21 protein-coding genes are annotated in these 18,274 nt (G+C 35.9%); 13 read left to right on the forward strand and 8 right to left on the reverse strand.

The genetic code is table 11. From position 1 onward, the window contains the following. Positions 1-26: 26 nt before the first annotated feature. The gene (locus tag B0I22_RS10070) at positions 27-2,561 is read left to right on the forward strand and encodes an ATP-dependent Clp protease ATP-binding subunit (RefSeq protein WP_133944530.1); all 2,535 of its coding nucleotides are present in this window, start codon (positions 27-29) and stop codon (positions 2,559-2,561) included. Positions 2,562-2,611: 50 nt separating this feature from the next. Continuing rightward, the gene (locus tag B0I22_RS10075; RefSeq protein WP_133944531.1) at positions 2,612-3,196 is read left to right on the forward strand and encodes a Crp/Fnr family transcriptional regulator; all 585 of its coding nucleotides are present in this window, start codon (positions 2,612-2,614) and stop codon (positions 3,194-3,196) included. Between the two features lie 111 nt (positions 3,197-3,307). Here the strand turns inward: B0I22_RS10075 and B0I22_RS10080 are convergent, their stop codons facing one another. Next, a complete protein-coding gene (locus B0I22_RS10080; protein WP_342772855.1) occupies positions 3,308-3,769 on the reverse strand; it encodes a hypothetical protein in 462 nt (153 codons plus the stop codon). A 177-nt stretch (positions 3,770-3,946) separates the two neighbouring features. On the opposite strand from B0I22_RS10080, the gene mnmA reads away from it, so the two are divergent. Then, the gene (gene mnmA, locus B0I22_RS10085; RefSeq protein ID WP_133944533.1) at positions 3,947-5,134 is read left to right on the forward strand and encodes a tRNA 2-thiouridine(34) synthase MnmA; all 1,188 of its coding nucleotides are present in this window, start codon (positions 3,947-3,949) and stop codon (positions 5,132-5,134) included. 61 nt (positions 5,135-5,195) lie between these two features. Here mnmA and B0I22_RS10090 read toward each other — a convergent pair whose 3' ends face one another. The 5 genes from B0I22_RS10090 to B0I22_RS10110 are packed head-to-tail and all read right to left on the reverse strand — an operon-like array spanning position 5,196 to position 8,189. Next, a complete protein-coding gene (locus B0I22_RS10090; protein ID WP_133944534.1) occupies positions 5,196-5,939 on the reverse strand; it encodes a LytR/AlgR family response regulator transcription factor in 744 nt (247 codons plus the stop codon). 41 nt (positions 5,940-5,980) lie between these two features. Continuing rightward, the gene (locus B0I22_RS10095) at positions 5,981-6,283 is read right to left on the reverse strand and encodes a 2TM domain-containing protein (RefSeq protein WP_133944535.1); all 303 of its coding nucleotides are present in this window, start codon (positions 6,281-6,283) and stop codon (positions 5,981-5,983) included. Then, on the reverse strand, positions 6,270-6,569 hold the full coding sequence (locus B0I22_RS10100; RefSeq protein ID WP_133944536.1) for a 2TM domain-containing protein: 300 nt from the start codon (positions 6,567-6,569) through the stop codon (positions 6,270-6,272). The genes B0I22_RS10095 and B0I22_RS10100 overlap by 14 nt, the downstream gene beginning before the upstream one ends. A 17-nt stretch (positions 6,570-6,586) precedes the next feature. Continuing rightward, positions 6,587-6,853: a 2TM domain-containing protein gene (locus tag B0I22_RS10105; RefSeq protein ID WP_133944537.1), complete on the reverse strand. Its 267-nt coding sequence runs from the start codon at positions 6,851-6,853 to the stop codon at positions 6,587-6,589. Between the two features lie 7 nt (positions 6,854-6,860). Next, positions 6,861-8,189, reverse strand: a complete 1,329-nt coding sequence (locus tag B0I22_RS10110; protein WP_133944538.1) for a 2TM domain-containing protein — start codon at positions 8,187-8,189, stop codon at positions 6,861-6,863. Positions 8,190-8,377: 188 nt separating this feature from the next. Between B0I22_RS10110 and B0I22_RS10115 the strand changes: the two genes are divergently transcribed. The 5 genes from B0I22_RS10115 (at position 8,378) to B0I22_RS10135 (ending at position 12,639) form a co-directional block, all read left to right on the forward strand. Then, positions 8,378-8,572 carry a hypothetical protein gene (locus tag B0I22_RS10115; RefSeq protein WP_133944539.1) on the forward strand — a complete coding sequence of 65 codons (195 nt, stop codon included), beginning with the start codon at positions 8,378-8,380 and terminating at the stop codon, positions 8,570-8,572. A gap of 198 nt (positions 8,573-8,770) precedes the next feature. Then, positions 8,771-9,811, forward strand: coding sequence for a PA0069 family radical SAM protein (locus B0I22_RS10120; RefSeq protein WP_133944540.1), 1,041 nt, complete (start codon positions 8,771-8,773; stop codon positions 9,809-9,811). 61 nt (positions 9,812-9,872) lie between these two features. Beyond that, positions 9,873-11,537 (forward strand): 2-succinyl-5-enolpyruvyl-6-hydroxy-3-cyclohexene-1-carboxylic-acid synthase, encoded by a 1,665-nt coding sequence (gene menD, locus B0I22_RS10125; protein WP_133944541.1) that lies wholly within the window; start codon positions 9,873-9,875, stop codon positions 11,535-11,537. Positions 11,538-11,620: 83 nt separating this feature from the next. Further along, positions 11,621-12,199, forward strand: a complete 579-nt coding sequence (locus tag B0I22_RS10130) for a Panacea domain-containing protein (protein ID WP_246022188.1) — start codon at positions 11,621-11,623, stop codon at positions 12,197-12,199. Then, positions 12,199-12,639, forward strand: a complete 441-nt coding sequence (locus B0I22_RS10135) for a hypothetical protein (RefSeq protein WP_133944542.1) — start codon at positions 12,199-12,201, stop codon at positions 12,637-12,639. Before B0I22_RS10130 ends, B0I22_RS10135 begins: the two co-directional genes overlap by 1 nt. Positions 12,640-12,644: 5 nt before the next feature. On the opposite strand, the gene B0I22_RS10140 is transcribed toward B0I22_RS10135, so the two are convergent. Continuing rightward, positions 12,645-13,271 carry an aminotransferase class IV gene (locus B0I22_RS10140; protein ID WP_133944543.1) on the reverse strand — a complete coding sequence of 209 codons (627 nt, stop codon included), beginning with the start codon at positions 13,269-13,271 and terminating at the stop codon, positions 12,645-12,647. Beyond that, positions 13,255-14,226, reverse strand: a complete 972-nt coding sequence (locus tag B0I22_RS10145; RefSeq protein ID WP_246022190.1) for an aminodeoxychorismate synthase component I — start codon at positions 14,224-14,226, stop codon at positions 13,255-13,257. The genes B0I22_RS10140 and B0I22_RS10145 overlap by 17 nt, the downstream gene beginning before the upstream one ends. 97 nt (positions 14,227-14,323) lie before the next feature. Between B0I22_RS10145 and B0I22_RS10150 the strand changes: the two genes are divergently transcribed. From B0I22_RS10150 to B0I22_RS10170, 5 genes are all read left to right on the forward strand, one after another. Beyond that, a complete protein-coding gene (locus B0I22_RS10150; RefSeq protein WP_133944544.1) occupies positions 14,324-15,031 on the forward strand; it encodes a hypothetical protein in 708 nt (235 codons plus the stop codon). Between the two features lie 69 nt (positions 15,032-15,100). Next, complete coding sequence (locus B0I22_RS10155; RefSeq protein WP_133944545.1) at positions 15,101-15,844, forward strand: hypothetical protein; 744 nt, start codon at positions 15,101-15,103, stop codon at positions 15,842-15,844. Positions 15,845-15,860: 16 nt separating this feature from the next. Continuing rightward, positions 15,861-16,949 carry an AI-2E family transporter gene (locus B0I22_RS10160; protein ID WP_133944546.1) on the forward strand — a complete coding sequence of 363 codons (1,089 nt, stop codon included), beginning with the start codon at positions 15,861-15,863 and terminating at the stop codon, positions 16,947-16,949. Between the two features lie 12 nt (positions 16,950-16,961). Next, entirely contained in the window at positions 16,962-17,216 is a 255-nt protein-coding gene (locus tag B0I22_RS10165; protein WP_133945161.1) for a DUF3820 family protein, read from the forward strand. A gap of 3 nt (positions 17,217-17,219) precedes the next feature. Beyond that, the gene (locus tag B0I22_RS10170) at positions 17,220-18,260 is read left to right on the forward strand and encodes a glycosyltransferase family 9 protein (protein WP_133944547.1); all 1,041 of its coding nucleotides are present in this window, start codon (positions 17,220-17,222) and stop codon (positions 18,258-18,260) included. Positions 18,261-18,274: the final 14 nt, after the last annotated feature.

An 18,274-nucleotide genomic window follows, 5' to 3' on the forward strand; every position in this document is an offset into this window, starting at 1 on the left:
ACATAACTTAGTGTATAATTTTAATTATGGATTATAAATTTTCAGACGGTTTGAACCGCGTGTTCAAGCAAAGCAAAAATGAAGCAAGACGTTTGCAGAGTGAGTTTCTGAATACTGAACATTTCCTTTTAGGAATTATCAAAACTGAAAATTCTGCGAAAGAGATTCTTGAAAGTCTTAGCGTAGACCTCACCCAGATAAAGCGAAAAATAGAAACCCTGAGCGCCGTAAACTCAAATCCGTTTACAGCCAATATGGGAAGTATTTCTTTTACAAAAATGGCAGATCAGGCTGTAAAAAGATCTGAGCTGGAATGTCGCCAATATCAATCGGCGGACATCAATACGGTGCATTTGCTTTTGGGCATTTTGTACAAACAGGAAGATCCAAGTTCCAGCATTCTTCAGGCTTATGACATCGATTATGATGCCGTGCAAAAAGCGTACAGAACAATGTTGAAAAATACAGACCAACTTCCTCAAAACAGCGCGTATGACGATGATGATGAGAAAGACGAGCCGTACAGCCAAATGAAAAAACCAACTGGAAATCTTGGCGCACAGAAAAGTAAAACACCAACGTTGGACAACTTTGGTCGTGATTTGACTTCGCTTGCCAGAGACGGAAAATTGGATCCAGTAATCGGTCGCGAAAAAGAAATCGAAAGAGTTTCTCAGATTTTATCAAGAAGAAAAAAGAACAACCCACTTTTGATTGGTGAACCAGGCGTTGGTAAATCAGCAATTGCAGAAGGTTTGGCTTTGAGAATTCAACAGAAAAAAGTTTCTCGCGTTCTTTATGGAAAACGTGTAATTACTTTGGACTTAGCAAGTTTAGTTGCCGGGACAAAATATCGTGGACAATTCGAGGAAAGAATGAAAGCGATAATGACCGAATTGGAAAAAAACCGTGACGTCATCCTTTTCATTGATGAGCTACACACGATTGTCGGCGCAGGAAGTTCTACAGGAAGTTTAGATGCTTCCAATATGTTCAAACCAGCTTTGGCACGAGGAGAAATCCAATGCATCGGAGCAACAACTTTGGACGAATACAGACAATATATCGAGAAAGATGGCGCTTTGGAACGTCGTTTCCAAAAGGTAATGGTAGAGCCAACTACGGTTGAAGAAACCATTCAAATCCTTCATCAGATCAAAGATAAATACGAGGATCATCACAATGTTCATTATTCTGATGAAGCCATCAATGCTTGTGTGAATTTAACATCAAGATATATCACAGACAGATTCCTTCCGGACAAAGCCATTGATGCGATGGACGAAGCTGGATCCAGAGTTTATATCAAGAATATGAAAGTTCCTACAGAAATCATCGATCACGAAGCTCGTATCGAAGAAGTGAAGGAATTGAAACAAAAAGCGGTGAAAGCCCAAGATTATCTTGAAGCCAGAAAACTGAAAGATGAGGAAGAAAGACTTCAAATCGAATTGAATCTTGCCCAAGAACAATGGGACAAAGATGTCAAAGAGAAAAAAGAAGAAGTTACGGAGGAAAGTGTAGCCGAAGTGGTTTCTATGATGAGTGGCGTTCCTGTAACCAAAGTTGGTAAAAATGAGCTTGATAAATTGGCTCAAATGGACGAAAAATTGAATGGAAAAGTAATCGGACAAGAAGACGCTGTGAAAAAAGTGGTGAAAGCCATCCAAAGAAACAGAGCTGGATTGAAAGATCCAAACCGTCCGATTGGAACCTTCATTTTCCTTGGAACAACTGGTGTTGGTAAAACGGAATTAGCCAAAGTAATGGCGCGCGAATTATTCGAATCAGATGAATCATTGGTCAGAATCGATATGAGCGAATATATGGAGAAATTTGCGGTTTCCAGATTGGTTGGTGCGCCTCCGGGATACGTTGGATACGAGGAAGGCGGACAATTGACGGAAGCGGTTCGTAGAAAGCCTTACGCTGTTGTTTTGCTTGATGAGATCGAAAAAGCGCATCCAGATGTTTTCAATATTTTGTTGCAGATTTTGGACGAAGGTTTTGTGACTGATTCTCTTGGAAGAAAAATTGATTTCAGAAATACAATCATTATTCTAACTTCCAATATCGGAACCAGAGACTTGAAAGATTTCGGTGATGGTGTAGGATTCGGAACCAATGCGAAGAAAACCAATACCGATGCAAGAGCAAGATCTACCATCGAAAGTGCTTTGAAGAAAGCATTTGCGCCGGAATTCCTAAACAGAATTGATGACATTGTAATCTTCAACTCACTAGAGCAAAAAGACATCAAGAAAATCATTGATCTGGAATTGTCTAAACTTTACGGAAGATTAGAAAAATTAGGATACCACGTAGAATTGACAGATGAAGCCAAAGATTTCATCTCAGAAAAAGGTTGGGACAAAGATTTTGGAGCAAGACCATTGAAAAGAGCAATTCAAAAATACATCGAAGATCTGTTGGCGGAAATGCTTGTCAACAAACAATTCAGTGAAGGAGAAACGGTGATTCTGAAAGTCAACGAAGCGAAAGACGGACTGGAAGGAGAAACGGTGAAAGAGAAAAGCTCTAAAGAAAGCATTAAAGAATAAACCAAAACAATATGACCACCTAAAAATTTAGGTGGTCATTTTATACAGCTATGACAACCGAATTAAAAGATTATCTATTAAGAAACGTTCCCGGACTCACTCCGGAGGATTTAGAAATACTTTTACCATCCATCAGCTTCAAAAAATATAAATCGGGCGATATTTTCATCTCTCCTGGCGACAACAACACCAAAGTTTTTTACATTAAAAGTGGGATCATCCGTGTGTATCATCTTTTGGAAAATGGCACAGAAAAGACAATGCTTTTTCACAATAAAAAAAGCTTTGTTGGTAATTATGGCGGGATTATTTTTAAACGTCCTTCAAGATTTTTTTATCAAGCGGTGGGCGAAACAGAAGTGTTTGAATTGACTTACGATGCCATAGACAAAGGCGCGCAGAAAAGCATTTCACTTAATAATTTGCGTGGAAATATGTTTTTGATGATGATAGGGATTTTGTTAAACAATATTGAAGATTTTGTACTTCTGAAACCCGAAGAAAGATACCAGAAACACTTAGAAGAAAACGCTCAAGTTCTGCAAAAAGTACCATCAAAATATATCGCTTCTCTACTGGGAATCACGCCAGTATCTCTCAGCAGAATAAAAAAACGGATTTTTAAAGGAAATTAACAAACGTTAATTTTTATTCGAAAATAACTCTTTATTTTTGCATCCTCAATAAAGCCCTCTGAAAAATTCAAACAAACACAAATGATGAATATACAGGAGGGTTTTATTTTTTTATAAGCCTACCACAAAGCCCACTGTTGGAACAAATCCCGTACTGAAGATACTGTTGTTCTCTTTCCAAAGCACATTGTACATTATTCCCAATTGCATAAACGCATTATTCCCCATACTCTGCATATAACCGCCACCGAGATAAAGCGCAGTTTCGTCGGTAGAATATTTGTAATTGTTATACTTTTCTGTTGAATTAATGAAATATTGCTGGAGATTGGCGCCAACGAAAAACGATCGTGCAAAGTAATAATTCGCAAACGGACCAATCCCAAACATCGTCGATTTGTAAAAATCCGAGGTTTGCCACGAGACATTTCCAATCATTCCGCCTTCCAACTGATCGGTGATTTTGTAACCAACTCTCGGCGAAACCTGGAGATTAAACGAGCTGTTACTTCCAAAACCCAAACCCAATCCGCCACCAAAAGTCCAGCGGTTGGCTGATGTTTGTGGACTCATTGCGATTTGGGAAAAGCAAAAAATGCTAATTGCTATAAAACTTAATGTCAAAATTTTCTTCATAAGATTGTTTTTATCAATCCTTAAAATTATGGTTTTTTTTGCGAAAGTTTTAATTGTATTTTTGCAATCTCAAACTAAGAACTCCCGTCAAGAGTTTCGTAAAATTGAAATCAAATGAAAATAGTCGTTGGCCTCTCTGGAGGCGTAGATTCTAGCGTGACAGCTTATCTTTTGCAACAGCAAGGTCACGAAGTTATCGCACTTTTTATGCGAAACTGGAACGATGCATCGGTAACATTGGAAGATGAATGTCCGTGGATTGAAGACAGCAATGATGCGCTTCTCGTCGCTCAAAAATTAGGAATTCCTTATCAGGTCATCGATATGAGCGAGCTCTACAAGGAGCGAATTGTGGATTATATGTTTGAAGAATATCAGAAAGGCAGAACGCCAAATCCTGATGTTCTCTGCAATCGCGAAGTGAAATTCGATGTGTTTATGAAAACGGCTTTATCGCTTGGTGCTGAGAAAGTCGCAACAGGACATTATGCGCGCGTGACTTCTACTTTTGATGAAAACGGGAAGGAAATTTTCCACTTGCTTGCAGGGAAAGATAATAACAAAGACCAAAGTTATTTTCTTTGTCAATTGAGTCAAGACCAATTATCAAAAGCGCTGTTCCCAATTGGAGAATTAACGAAACCGGAAGTACGTGAAATCGCTAAAGAAATTGGATTGGTAACGGCGGATAAGAAAGATTCTCAGGGACTTTGCTTCATCGGGAAAGTGAGCTTACCGACTTTTCTTCAGCAACAATTGGTTCCAAAGGAAGGCGAAATTGTGGAAATTTTCAATGATTTTGCTGAATTCCATAAAGAAGTTCCAACTTTTAATTCGAAATTAGAAGAATTGGAATATCTGTCGGCGAAAATCAATTATAAAAAAGAGGACGGAAAAGTGATTGGCAAGCATCAAGGTGCGCAGTTTTTCACCATCGGACAAAGTAAAGGTTTGGGAATTGGTGGACACAAGGAATCTTGTTTTATCATCCAGCGAGAAATGGAAAACAACATTATCTTCGTAGGTGAAGGGAAAAATTTCCCCGGACTTTTTCGCAAAGCTTTGAAAATTGAAAACGACGAACTGCATTGGGTTCGAGAAGATTTGAAGTTGAAAAACGGCGAATCTATGGACGTTTTGGCAAGAATCCGTTATCGTCAAACTTTGGAAAAGGCTACGATTTATCAATTCGAAGATGGATTTTATATGGACTTTGAAAATCCTCAGTCTGCGATTGCGGAAGGTCAGTTTGCTAGTTGGTATTTAGAGGATGAATTGATTGGAAGTGGCGTTATTAGCTAAAAATTAAAAAAATATTTTTCAAAAACCCTTTCAAAGTTTGAAACGCTGAAAGGGTTTTTCATTATCCAGCCAACCAATCTTTAAAATCCTTCACACGTTCTCTACTCACCGTAATTTCTTCTTCCGGCTGGAATTCCAAATCAACTTTGTAATTCGGGGAAGTATGAATATTTTTGATGTAATCTGAACTGATGATAAACTGTCTGTTGACACGGAAAAATTTGGATGGCTCCAGAACATTTTCCAATTCATCCAAAGTAAAATCCGTTGGGAAATTTCGTTCTTTGGTTTGAAGATAGACGATTTTGTTCTCGCTGTAGAAACAACTGACTTCATTGATGGAAACGACTTTCAGATTGTAACCAATCTTAACCAAAATTCTTGAAAGTGTCGCTTGTTCTTTTTTAACGATTTGTCTGATTTCCTGAGAATTAACAGCACCTTGTTCTGGTAAAAACGATTTGAATTTCTCAATTGCTTTTGCCAAATCTTCTTCCTCAATCGGCTTCAAAAGATAATCGATGCTGTTGAGTTTGAAGGCTTTCAGAGTGTATTGGTCAAACGCCGTTGTGTAAATGATAAAAGCTTTGGTTGAGACTTTATCAAAAATATCAAACGACAATCCATCGCCCAAAACAATGTCCGAAAAAATCAGTTGTGGATGTTCATTATTCTGAAACCAATCGACTGCTTCCTCCACAGAATTGAGGCTTGCAACAACTTGTAAATCAGAAAACAAACCTAATAATTTTTCAAGTCTTCTGACTGCTGGTTTTTCGTCTTCGATGATTATCGTTCTTATCATTTTTGTAGTTTATTTTTTTATCATTCGAAATTAGCAAAATATTATTTTTCCTTATCCATTAATTCCCGAATCTTTCGCTCTTCCCAATTTTTTCCAAGCACAAATTGTGGAAAAAAAACACTCAATCCGTGAACTGCCAAACCAATTCCCCAGAAAAATAATGTGATGAAATTCTTATACTGAAAATAACTTTCACCAGATTTCAAATCTTGAATATTAATAAACACAATCAACAAATTTACAAGAACATAAATCGTCAAATGTGAATAAAAACTTTTGAGTTTTTTCACTCTTTTTTTGGCTTCAAGATATTTGATATTGTCTTGATTATTAATAGTTTCCATTGCTTTGTTTTTTCATTTCTTTGTTGATCATATCATTTTCCCAATCAGAATTGAAAAAAAATAATTTTATTCCTTTGATTGCCAGAATCAATCCCCAAATGATAAATATCCAAGAAACCTGCATCTCTCCGAGGTTTTGAGGAAAACCGTGCTTGAAGAATTTGATTCCATAAATAATCCCAAATACGATTGCGAAAACCAAAACGCCTGTGTAGAATTTTTTGATTTTCTGAACTCTTTCCACAGCTGTGGCATAACGTGGATTTTCTCTGTTTATATTTTCCATTTTGATTAATTTTAGAATTATTTTTTATTGTTCATTATTTGTCTAATCTTCCTTTCTTCCCAGCTTTTTCCTGCAAAAAGGTACAGTCCATATCCCAACACACTGAGTCCGCATCCAATCAGTGGGAACCAAAACCATTGCGTTTGTGGATCCGTTTTCAAATTGATGAAAATAAGAAAAGGCATCAGCAGAAAATATCCTGTAAGCATTATGTAAAATGCCTTCTCTTCTTCCATTCTTTCTTTAGCACGTTTGTACTTTCGGGTTTCCATTTGATTTTCCATAGTTCAATTATTTGCTAAATTTTTCGTTGTTCATTATCTCCTGGATTTTTTTCTCTTCCCAGTTTTTACCGACTGCGAAAACCTGCATTGCGTGTGATATAACTCCAATTCCCCAACCCAACATTGGCCAATAGAACCATAAATATTTGGGTGAAGTGATAAGATTGACGATGATCAAAAATGGAATCACGATGCAGTAAGAAATCAAGTTTCCGTAGAATCCTTTCAGTTCTTTTACTCTTTTTACCGCTTTTTCGTAAGCTAAATTTTCTGTGGATTGTGATGTGTAAGTTGTCATTTGATGTGTATTTTTTTCGATTAATATTGGTACTTTAACTTTAAAATTTTGTTCTGATTTTTCGATAAAAACATTTTCTTTGGTAAGAAGTGCGTAACGCTGAACGATGTTTGCCAAACCAATTCCCGCGCTTTCCGTCAATTGTTCTCTCACTTGGAGATTATTTTCTATGCAGAGAAATTTTCCTTCTGTAAAGATTCTGATGTTCAACGGTTTGGATGACGTTGCGAAATTATGTTTGATGCAATTCTCCAGTAATAATTGCAACGAAAGTGGAACTACCAATTTTTGCAAATCGTCATCATTAAGATCAAAAGTGAAATTCACGCTGTCTTCGAATCTGGTTTTCAGAAGGTTGCAATATATTTTTGCAAATTCAATTTCGTTTTCGATTTTTACCAATTCTTTGTCCTTTTGCTCCAAAACATATCGGTAAACTTTCGACATCGATGTGGTGAATTTCTGCGCCTGCTCCGGGTTTTCATCAATTAAAGCTGTTAAGACATTTAACGAATTAAAAAGAAAATGAGGGTCCAATTGATTCTTCAAAGATTCGAATTGGGCGTTGGCAGATTTTGCAATCAGTTTTTGTTCTACAACTTCTTTTTTGGTATTCTTCTTCAATTCTTCCATAAAACCTTTGGCGTGAAGGAAAGCCGAAATCATCAAGGCAATATTAATGGTAAACCAATTGATAAAACTATACTTCGCAGAGAAAAAAGTTTCGAAAGTTGCTGTTTTTTGAATGACCACAAAATTGAGATAGCCACACAAATAACTCACCACAACATTCACGATGACCAATGCAACAATACCAATAATGGTTCGAGTTCTGGTCTGCTCTGCCCAAGGAAATTTTCTGTTCAGAAATTCATTAGTCAAACCATTACTAACACCGATGAAAACTGAGTACATCAAACAAACCAAAAGCCCGTAGAAGAAGTTCTCTACAGTTTTCTCATCCGTATCTATGATGAAGAAAAAGAGGTTAACTCCAAAACCTACCCAAAGCAGTGATATGATACTTTTTCTATTCATTATTTTAATTTCTTGGTTCAAAATTAGGATAGAAAAGAAAGTTGAGCAATTATATATGACCGAATTGTTAAAAAAACCGGCTGAACTGTAAAAATCACAGTTGAAATCTTAAATTATCTTAAAGATTTGAAACAAAAATTCAAAAAGGAACATCTTTTGCTTTTCAAAAAACCACAAATCAATATAGTATGAACAGAAATGTAGAAATAGTTCTTGCCGGAATCTTTGGAACAGCGACTGTTCTTGGCATTTTGGTAGCAAGAAAATATTTAAAAAACAGAATTTACAACAGCGACTATTCTGACCATCATTTGCTATTTGGAAATCAAAAGAAATCCTATGCAAATCCCAATGATGGTGTAGAATTGGACGCATTCTTATAGAAACACACACTATTTAAATTATACAGATTTCCGGTTCGCAAGAGCCGGATTTTTTTGTGGAAAACTTTCCGAAATTTTAAGAGAGATTTTATTTTTCTAATGATAATTTTATAGTTCAAAATTTAAGGTTTCATGTTCAAAGTTTTTATGAAATAATGAAACCTTGGTTAACAGATTCCAAACTTCAAACCCCAAACATTGAACTCTCAAATTCCAAAAGGGCAAGGCGCTCAACGAAATGTCATCAACAAATTTGACCGATTCACCCACGAACCGGAAGATTTTGAATTGGATTTAATCAAAACACAAGTTACAGAAGTTTTCCCGAAAAGCATCATCAATATCATCAAAAGTCCAGACCTGATGATGGATTATTCGATGAATCCGTACCAAGGTTGCGAACACGGCTGTTCCTACTGTTTCGCCAGACCAACACACGAATTTTGGGGTTACAGCGCAGGCGTAGATTTCGAAAGAAAATTAATGGTTAAGAAAAATGCACCAGAACTTTTGGAGAAAACGTTTCAGAAGAAATCTTACGTTCCAAAAACGATTATGCTCTCTGGCAACACAGATTGTTATCAGCCGATTGAAAGACAATTCGAAATCACGAGAAATTTGCTTAAAGTTTGTTTGGATTACAGACATCCGGTTTCTATCATTACCAAAAACGCTTTGGTTCTGAGAGATATTGACATTCTCGAAAAAATGGCGGAGAAAAATCTGATTTCCGTTTCGCTCAGCATTCCAACTATCAATGAAGATTTGCGACGCGTGATGGAACCACGAACTTCAACCGCAAAAAATAAACTGAAAGCCATTGAGGTTTTATCATCGAAAAATATTCCCGTGAATGTGATGATTGCGCCAGTCATTCCAGGATTGACGAGCGACGAAAGTCTTGGCATAATGAAGGCTGTTTCCGAAGCCGGCGCGAGAAGTTGCGGTTACACTTTGGTCAGATTAAATGACACCGTGGAACCTGTTTTCATCCAATGGCTGGAAACGCATTTCCCTGATAGAAAAGACAAAGTCCTAAATTTAATCCGCTCAATGCGAGGTGGAAATCTTGGTGAAAAACGATTTTTCCAACGTTATCAAGGTGAAGGAAATATTGCAGAGATGATTCATAAAACCTTTGAAATTGGGAAGAGGAAGTTTTTCGCAAATCAGGAAAGAGCAAGTCTCACAACTGAACATTTCACGGGAAGCAGAACGCAACAATTGCGATTGTTTTAAGGGAGTTTGAAAGCTTTTGATTAAATTTGCAATCAGAATTAATTTTCAGTAAATTTCACAAATGAAGCAATATTCCGCAAAACGAAGCATCCAAATTCTCGCACATATTCTTGAACAATACGGCATCGATAAAATCATCATTTCTCCAGGTTCCAGAAATGCGCCTTTGTCGATTCATTTTTCTGAGATTGATGCGTTTCAATGTTACAGTATTGTGGACGAAAGGTCGGCTGGATTCGTTGGTTTGGGTATTGCGAAATCTATTAAAAAACCTGTTGCACTCACTTGTACGAGCGGTTCTGCGGTTGCAAATTATTATCCTGCAGTGGTGGAAGCTTTTTATCAGAACATTCCACTTTTGATTCTTAGCGCAGACAGACCTTCGGATTTTGTGGATTTATTTGACGGTCAAACAATTAGACAGAAAAATATTTTCCAGCAACATTCTTACGGCGATTTCGAATTGTTGGAAGATGAGAAAGACGGCGCAGAAGATTACAACTTCGAAACCATCAAAAAAGCAGTGGAACTTTGCATCGAGAAAAGCGGTCCGGTTCACATCAACATTCCTTTGAATGAACCTCTTTACAATCTGGTAGATGAATTGCCAGTTTTGCCAATTGTAGAAAAAACGATACAGAAAAAGACTTATGAGATTCCGTCAAGTCTGATTGCGGATTGGCACACTTCAAAACGAATTTTGATTCTTGCCGGAACATTAGCACCAAATCCAGAATTGCAAGCGCAACTTTCACAATTGGTTAAAAATCACACCGTTGTAGTTTTAACGGAAATGAATTCCAATCTTCAGCACGAGAAATTTTTTGCACATATCGACCGATATATCACAGATTTTACTGAAGAAGATTTCAGGACTTATGCGCCAGATTTGTTAATTACAATCGGGCAAAATGTAGTTTCAAAACGGGTAAAACAATTCCTTCGAAAAGCGAAACCACTTCAACATTGGCACATCGATGAATATTGGCAACCTGATACTTACTACGCATTAACTCAAAAAATTGAAACGAAAGCAGAGATTTTCTTTTCCAAATTGTTGAAATCGATTAATCTTGAGCCAAGACCTTTCTTCAATCTTTGGGACGTTTTGAAGGACAAAAAAGATGCAAAACACGAGGAGTTTTTGAACAAAGCACCTTTCTCGGATTTTTATTTGTTTAAGCTTTTGGCTACTCAAATTCCTGAAAATTATAAAATTCATTTCTCCAATAGTTCAGCGATTCGATATGCACAATTGTTTGATTATCAGAAGCACGACGTGTATTGCAACCGAGGAACCAGCGGAATCGACGGTTGCACTTCTACCGCAATGGGATTTGCGATGATGGAAGATGCACCTACGATTTTGATTACCGGAGATTTGTCATTTTTCTATGACATCAACGGACTTTGGAACCAATATATCCCGCCATACACGAGGATTGTAATTTTCAACAATGGTGAGGGAAACATTTTCAAAATCATTCCTGGACCAAGCGGAACCAACGCTTTGGACGAATTTATTGCCACCAAACATAATAGAAACGCAGAATTATTAGCAAAAAATTTCGGTTTTGATTATACGAAAGTGGAAGACGAAATCACATTGGACAGAGTTTTACCAAACTTCTTCAAACCCAATCCGAAACCAAAGATTTTGGAAGTAATGACTTCTGAGTGTAATAATGCGGATATTTTGAAGCAGTATTTTGTGGAGTTGAAGTGAAAACCAATTTTGTAAAATATTAAAATATAAGACTTTACATCAATTACAATATTTGATAAATAATAAATTTGTAACTTTGCAAAATGATGAGTAATGTTCCTTACACAAAATATAACAAAACCCAATTAGAAAAAATCGGGAATACTGTTGTGTACCTAAGTGATAATATTCCTCAACTTTCAAAAACTAAACTCCTAAAACTTTTATATATTTTAGACGAGATTTCAATTAAAAAAACTGGGATTCCTTTTTTAAATCTGAAGTATAAAGTTTGGAAATTTGGTCCTGTTTCGGAAGAACTGTTCATCGATTTGTCTTCAGAACCAAAACTATTGGAAGGTTATATTGAGAAAAATAGTGAAGACGGCGTGAACTTCGTTGTGTCAAAATCTGTTTTCAATGACGATGAGTTTTCCGACAATGATATAGAATTAATGGATTACACCATTGCTAATTTTGGAAATAAATCAGCGAAGGAATTAATTTCATACACACATAGAACCAACTCGCCTTGGCACAATACGGCTAAACAAAGCGAAGTGTTGGAATTGTTGGAAAAGGAAATAATCAACAATACAGAATATGTAATCGATATGAGTCAACTGATTTCGCACGACGAAAGAAAAAAAAGTATCTATACCGAATTTCTTGAGTCACATTAATGTTTGAAGAAGGCAACATCATCTATTTTGACCCATTTTATTTCAAAAATGGAAATCCTGCGAAGCCTAAATATTTTGTTGTACTAAAAAATGATGGTTATCAAAACATTGTCGCATCATTGCCAACAAGAACAGATTCAATCCCACAAAAAGATACAATTGAAAGTGGATGTGTAGAAATCCCGTCTATCAATCTCAATTGCTTTGTTTTTGCTCCTTCGCAAATCATTACAAACTGCAATAAGTTTTTTGATTTTCCAACCCATTTGTATGGTCACCAGATAGATGATTATACTATTGAGTCATTACAAGAATTATATCCAAACGAAGGAACAGATTATTCACTTTGGGGCAAAATGAAATCAAATTTATTTGAAGAATTAATCAATTGTTTCAAAAATTCCAAATCGGTTAAAAGAAAGTATAAAAAACTTTTGTAAAGCCATCAAAACTCCAAATCCGTTTCCTCTTTCGGCAAATTGATTATTTTCTCAATCGGATAAATGAACATTTCATCAAAATCGTTCAAAGCATTAATCAATTGAAAATGAGAATATTCTTTGATATTATCAATTGTAATTTCGGTTTCTTTTATTTTTTTCGAGGCTAATAAACTTTGTCGCATTACGCCATTCAGAAGATAAGTTTTCGGCGTGAACCAAGTTTTATCTTTCAGGAAAAGAAGATTGGAATAGGACGTGTCTGTGATTTGATTTTCTTTGATGATGATGATTTCTTCGGCGTCACTTTTTTCTTTTAATTTTTGAAATTGAGTTCTGTCCGCAAACTTAAAGTGATAATCAAGTTCATTATCAATAACCAATTCGAAATCATCGTGTTCCGAAATCGCGTGTGGTACAATTTGAGTTTTGAAATTGTTTTCCAAATCATATTCGATTCGGAATTTGTAAAGGCCGTCTTCATCGTGTTCGAGATTTAAGAATAAAGTTTTGATATCGATTTTACACTCTTTCCCGAAATTGGAAAATGTCTCATTCATTCTTTTTTGATGAAGATCTACCAAGAATATTTTCTGGTCTTCTACTTTGATGCTTTCAATAAATCGGGACATAGATTTTGTTTTTCATTTCTTCGTATTCGCTGGTCAAGTCGCTTTGGTGCGTGATTCCGCCACCGCTTTTGAAAAAGAGTTTTCCGTTTTCTTTTTCAATAAATCTAATCATCACACAAGAATCGAGATTTTTTCCATCAAAATAACCTGCAATTCCTGTATAAAAACCGCGGTCATATTTTTCAGCTTCCAGGATGATTTCCAAAGTTTTTGGTTTTGGAGCGCCGAGAATAGAACCAGCTGGCAACAATTTTTGAAGAATCGAACCAATCTTGTTTTGAAATTCAGGTTTTATTTCGCCTTCGATTTCGGAACTCATTGCGAGGAGATTTTTTTGTTTTGTCTTGATTAAATCTATTCTTTGAAAATCCTTAACACGAACATTATTGGCAACTATACTCAAATCATTTCTCAACAAATCGACAACGGTGTAATGTTCCGCTTTTTCTTTCGGGTCGTTTTTCAGAATATTTTTTGCATCTTCTATTTCCGCATCGATAGTTCCTTTCATTGGATGCGTAAAAATCTTGTTATCAACAATTTCGATGAAAGTTTCTGGGGAAAAACAGACAAATTCGTCAAGAACAAGGATTTTATATTTTGCTTTTGAGAATGTGAAAATATCTTCTAACGTCAAGTTGGTTTCAATTTCGGTTTTTCTGGTGTAATTGGTGAGATAAGAATTTCCTTTCTTCAAATTTTCTTGGACAATTTCAAATCCTTTTTGATAATCTTCAAGAGTTTCGGGAAAAGATTTCCATTCGAAGTTTGGGATGGTCGCGTGTTCCTCATCTACGTTTGTAACATACGGAAAATCAATTAACAAACTGTTATTTTTAATTTCTTTTTGAGTGAAAATCTTGACATCATCCATCAAAAAATTAATCAAGAAAAAAAAAGGCTCTTTTCTTTCTGACAATTCGTCCATTCTTAGAAACTGAGGATTCTGAAACATAAAAACAAAAATAAGAGAAAAGATGATAGAGAAAAGATAAAAGACTTAAAATATGGTTTATCAATTCCTAACGAGTATTTTTGCAAAAATTTTGAGAATGACGACGCAAAAACCGGAAATTGGAAAAGTGCTGACAGAGGCGTATCAATATTGGATGAAAACACTACCGATGCAGTTTATATTCTGTGTGATTTATTTCGCCATTTTTATGTTTGCAGCAATGTACGCTTACCGCTACTACGGACTTTTTGACGAAATGCAGAAATTTCAAAATTTGCTCTACACTGACAGTGGCGCATTTCTGAAAAAATATGAGGTGCTGATGCAGACCGAAAATGCGATGTCTTTTACGATGGCTGTTTTGGTAATCAAAGCGATTGTTTTTCCTTTGAATCTGGGTTTTTTGAAAGTTTACAGAAAATTGGATTTAGGCGAAGTTCCAGAAACAAGTGATCTTTTCACAGGTTTTCGAGGACATTACTTTTTCATTTTTGCGATTTACTCTTTGTTTTGGAGTGTTGTCAACAGCTATTTGTCGTTTTTCACTCTGTTGTGGATTCCGATGATGTTGCTGGTTCCTTCCTTGATTTTCTTTAAGAATTACAATTTTTTTGAGGCTTTTAAAATCAGTATTTTGACATTTCAGAAAAATCCGATTTTGATTTTGGTCGCAAGTTTGGTTGCGATTGTATTTTCGTACAGCGGAATTATAGCTTTCTTTTTTGGACTTTTTCTGACTTTTCCGTTTTGGAATGCGATGATTTATGTCCTTTACAAAAATCTGATTGGTGAATTTGAGGAATAATTGTTTCTGAGTTCATTCTTTTCAGGAAATTTTTATGTAGATTTGATAATAAACTTCAAACTTAACTACATGGAAAATTTTAATGAATTCGAAAACACAGGCACAGTCCCTGACAGAGACACAGGAAATATTATCTCTCACGCTTTCGAGATTTATAAGGGCATCTTTATGTATCCCTTGGTTGCCGGTATCCTTTATTTTATCGCTTTATCTGTGATTGCATCGATCACGGGACTAGGAGCACTGTTTATGGAAATGGGTCAAAACTCTCAATCTATGGGAAGTTATGATCCAGAAATGTACAATGACATCTATCGTAGTACGCCATTCCTGACTTTTATGGGTGGTTTTTCTATCATCAACATCTTGCTGTTTTCTCCGCTAATTGTCGGAACAATTTACATTGCACACAAGAAAAATCTGAATCAAAAAATAGATTTCTCCGATCTTTTCATTGGATACAGACAAAATTTCCTACACATCGTTTTGTACGGTTTGATATTTTCCATCGCATCTATCATCTGTACTAATCTTTGTTATGTTCCAGCAATTTTTGTGATGCCTTTCTTATTTTTAGGTTACCCATTCTTACTGTTTCAGAATGTTTCTGCAATTGAAGCCTTAAAGAATTCTTTTGAAATTGTGAAAAATAATTACGGAAATTTCTTACTACTCAATCTCTTAGCTTTTCTGTGCTCCTATTTAGGATTGATTGGATGTTGTATTGGCATAATACTTACTTATATGTTTTACTACTCTACAATGTACTCTGCTTATTGTGCTTATGTTGCATTGCCAAGACAATTAGACTAAATTAAACAAAAAAACTATGTCAGACTTCGGTAAACCAATAGAATCTGTTGTGATAAAGCAGATTGCATTAATTCTTTTAATTTGTGTTTTAGTTGGACTCATTTGCTGGAATCTGGCATTGTTTATTCCCTCATTTTTAGGTGCATTGACACTCTATATCGTCTGTAGAAAGTACAATAATTATCTCGTAGAAGAAAAAAACTGGAAACCTTGGCTGGCTGCTAGTTTTATAATGTTGGCATCTTTAATCATTTTGATTCTTCCCGTTTATTTTATCATCGATATGTTGGTGGCGAAGATTGGGAATGCTCAGGTTTATATGGAGAAATTCAATGTATTCCTGGAAAAGATTCATCATTTTGTATTGGAAAAAGTTGGGTTTGATATTCTCAGCAAAGAGAATATCAACAAAGTCACTAATTTTGCCAGTTCCTTTTCTACAAAGGCTTTGAGTACAACGGTCAACACTTTTACAGTCATTATGTCGATGTACTTTATCCTGTATTTTATGTTTGTACGCGCCAAAGTTTTTGAAAGAATTGTTTCCAAAGCAATGCCATTCAAACGTGCCAACACGCAACTCTTGGGTGATAAATTCACAAAACTGGTGATGGCAAATGCCATTGGGATTCCTGTTGTAGCCATTGGTCAAGGCGTGGTTGCGCTTATTGGATATTGGATTTTTGGAGCCCCAAGTGCGATTCTTCTATTTGCATTAACGGCTGTGGCATCTATGCTTCCTGTTGTGGGTGCGGCTATTATTTATGTTCCCGTTGGAATTTTCATGATTGCAGAAGGCAACACAGGCGGCGGTGTCGGCGTTTTGATTTACGGACTTGTGGTCGTGGGACTCACAGATAACTTGCTGAGATTCACACTATTAAAGAGACTAGAAGACATCCATCCGTTAGTAACAGTTTTCGGAATTATTTTGGGGATTAATTTATTTGGATTTATGGGATTGGTTTTCGGACCCATTATGATGTCCATCACGGTTTTACTGATTCAGGTTTACAGAGACGAATTCTCAGAAGAAGAAATTCCAGCACTGGAACTTCCCAATCAAGACATCGAAATAGAGAATAAAACCGATCTTATTATTTAAAAAATGGAAGGAATCAATCCTCAAATCTTAAAAGAAATCTGCGAAGTCAGAATGCCTTTCGGAAAATATAAAGAAACTATTCTTGCCGACTTACCCATATCTTATCTGGAATGGTTTTTGAGAAACGGCGGTTTTCCCAAAGGAAAATTGGGAATGCAACTGTCCACTATCTATGAAATTAAACTGAATGGATTGATGGATTTATTAATTCCAATCCGTGGAAACGTCAGCCATTCTAAAGATAAAAAGACGACTTATAAGTTTTAATTAATGAAAGTTTCGAAACGGACAAATCTTCTCAGAAAGCGCGTGATGCAAAGCCTTACCAAAAATATCGGTAAATCACAAGCAATTCCGCAGCTTCAAAAAGAGATTGAAATAAAACGGATTCTCATCTCCCGACCCAATCACAGATTAGGGAACTTACTTTTATTAACACCTTTGGTTCAGGAAGTGAGCAGAATTTTTCCCGATAGCAAAATCGACTTGTTTGTAAAAGGTGGCATTTCTCCAATTATCTACAAGAATTACGAAAACATAGACCACTTTATCCAACTTCCAAAGAAACCTTTCAGCCATTTGTTTCAATACATCCAAGCGTGGTTTCAGTTGAAATCACGGAAATATGACTTGGCCATTAATGCAAATCAAGGTTCGTCTTCCGGAAAATTATCTATCCAACTTGCGAATTCTACCTACAAATTTTTTGGAGAAGAAGATGAAGCGCTGAATTTAAAATACTCTGATTACCAGCACGACGCCAAGAAAACAATCTATAATCTGAGAAAATATCTAAAGGATTTTGGCATTAATGAAAATATCGAAAAAGCGCCTTCATTGAAATTAAAATTAGATCCTGAAGAGATAGAAATAGGAAAAATTAATCTTGAAAAACTGGTCCAAAACGATAAAAAAACCATCTGCCTTTTTACCAATGCAACCGGTGAAAAAATATATTCTGAAGAATGGTGGGAAGCTTTTTACAACAGGCTAAAATCTACATTTCCAGACTATAACATTATAGAATTGTTGCCTGTAGAAAATATTTCGAAGTTGAATTTCAATATCCCAAATTTCTACAGCAAAGACATTCGGGAAATGGGTGGATTTCTAGCAAATTGTGCACTTTTCATAGCCGCAGACAATGGCGTGATGCACCTCGCAAGTTCTGTAAATGTTCCAACTATTGGACTTTTCAAGGTGACCGATGAAGCAAAATATCAACCTTACAACGACAGAAGTTTTTCCATCAATACCAACAATATGGATTTGGATAAAGTAATAGACCTCATCAAAACGTCTCTAGAATAGTACAGCAGTGAATT

The sequence above is a fragment of the Epilithonimonas xixisoli genome, assembly GCF_004365655.1.
Lineage (GTDB): Bacteria > Bacteroidota > Bacteroidia > Flavobacteriales > Weeksellaceae > Epilithonimonas > Epilithonimonas xixisoli.